General features: G+C 45.3%; 1 protein-coding gene. It reads left to right on the top strand.

What is annotated here, in order from left to right:
• Positions 1-1,790 (top strand): thiamine pyrophosphate-binding protein (locus KTI79_RS19035; protein ID WP_157010872.1); only part of this gene is annotated, 1,790 nt, incomplete at its 5' end.
• Positions 1,791-1,816 lie beyond the last annotated feature (26 nt).

Here is a 1,816-nt window from a genome sequence, read left to right as displayed (position 1 = left end):
TGAAGAAGAGATTAACGGGTAGTCAGATTGTTGCCCAAACCCTAAAGAATTATGGCGTTGAATATGTAGCCGGTATTCCTGGACACGGTATCTGGACCCAAACTGATGCATTCCTTGAGGAAGAATCAAAGATCAAGTTTATTCAGGTTTTCCATGAACAAAGTGCCGTGCACTTGGCTGATGGTTATTACCGTGTTGCTGGTAAACCAATGGCCGCGTTTACTTCAATCGGTGCTGGGGCAAGTAATACAGTTATTGGTATGGCAACAGCATTTACGGACTCAACCAGTGTCATGCTAATTACGGGTGGACCACCAACACATATGCGTGGCCATGGCCTTCTTCAGGAGCTGGAACGTTATACAGATAATGATTTCCCTAAAATCGCTGAAGCCGTATCTAAACGTCACTGGGTTGTCACCCGTGTTGAAGAATTACCTTTTGCCATGCACCGTGCATGGAGTGCGATGACTACCGGACGTCCTGGCCCGGTTCATATTGAAATTCCAATGGACGTTCAGGCTGAAGCTGCTGAAGTTGCGCTTCATCCACTGAGTGAGCGTTTACCTGTCGGCAAAGTTTATCCGGATCCGGAAGCTGTTGCAGCTGCAGCAGATGTATTACGTGATGCCAAACGTCCTGTTATGGTTATTGGTGGCGGTGTAATTACTGGTGAAGCATGGAATGAAGTTCTTGCACTGGCTGAACATCTGCAAATCCCTGTTGTAACAACCTGGAATGGTAAAAGTGGTTTCCCTGAAGATCATAAACTCTTTGCAGGTAGTGTAGGTCAAACAGGTACCCTATGCGGTAATAAAATCGCATCAACTGCTGATGTCATCATTGCTGTTGGTTGCCGTTTCACTGACTGGTCATCATCAAGCTATGCCAAAGGCGTCACCTTTGCTATTCCACCATCTAAGCTGATTCATATTGATATTGATCCGCATGAGATTGGCAAGAACTATCCGGTGACAGTCGGAATTGTATCGGATGCCCGTTATGCCTTGGCTCATATTCTTGAGAATATGAAAGAAGATACGGTAGAACGTAGTGAATACATGCAGGCTTTGAAAGAAGCACAGGATGAATGGGAATCCAAGTTAGCAACCCGTCGTGATTCGAACCGTTTCCCATTTACTTCGCAACGCCCACTTGGTGCATTACGTAAGATCTTCCCACGCAACACGATTGTAGTTGTTGGTTCTGGTAACACTCAAGGTGCAGTTAAACAGACTTTCCCTGTTTATGAACCGCGTACCCATTTAACTTCTGGTGGCTTCTCATCAATGGGTTGGGCAGTTCCAGCAGCAATTGGTGCAAAACTGGCAGCACCGGATCAACCTGTAGTCTGTATTTTAGGTGACGGTGATTTCTTAATGACCTCGCAAGAGATTGCAATCTGTAAAACCAATAATATTCCAGTGGTGTTCATTATTCAGAACAATGCAGGATATATGTCGATCCGGGGTGGTCAGCGTAAGTTGATGAGTCGCCATGTAGGTACAGAGTTTAATACTCCTGACGGAGAACCATACTCACCTGACTATAAGCTTATGGGTGAATCCTTTGGTTTACGTTCGTGGCGTGTAGAGAGTGCTGAAGAGTTAGAGCCAGTTTTACAGGCAGCTTTAGATAGTAATGAACCGGTATTAATTGAAATCCCGACAGACCGTGATGCAGCAGGTCCATGGGTGCCGGGATGGTGGGATTTCCCGATTCCGGAATACATCACTGACGAGCGTCAGGATGAATACCATGAGTTCCGTCAATCTGAACAGCATTTGTAATCTATTTAAAAGTAGTAACTAAACAA

The organism is Acinetobacter sp. WU_MDCI_Abxd143 (assembly GCF_025514195.1).
GTDB classification, from domain to species: Bacteria; Pseudomonadota; Gammaproteobacteria; order Pseudomonadales; family Moraxellaceae; genus Acinetobacter; species Acinetobacter pittii_H.
Note: the sequence above shows the minus strand (reverse complement) of the source record. Positions and strands in the feature narration are given on the sequence as shown.